The 274-nt window shown below is 37.2% G+C and carries 1 protein-coding gene; it reads right to left on the minus strand.

Annotated elements, in window-relative coordinates:
• Positions 1-274 (minus strand): transposase (locus ACJDU8_RS25850; RefSeq protein ID WP_406795044.1); only part of this gene is annotated, 274 nt, incomplete at both ends.

Consider the following 274-nt stretch of genomic DNA (forward strand, 5'->3'; position numbering starts at 1 on the left):
GTATTTTCAGCTTTGAAACCGCCAGATTGATTTTCTTTCCATACGATGCCAGCGTATTTAGCAATGGCATTATTATTAGGGAATGCATGAACACTACCTAATTCTGAAAGAATACCACTAGAGTAAACAGGACCGAAACCAGGGATTGACATTAAAATTTGGTATTCCACAGGGTTCATTCCCATAACAGCTTTTTCAATAGCACTGTTAATAGCTTTAAGCTCCTTCTCAAAAGCCTGAATACAGTTAAAAGAGCAGGCAATTGAGATTGTTA

The sequence above is a fragment of the Candidatus Clostridium eludens genome (assembly GCF_045310515.1).
In the GTDB taxonomy this organism is placed as follows: Bacteria; Bacillota; Clostridia; order Clostridiales; family Clostridiaceae; genus Clostridium_B; species Clostridium_B eludens.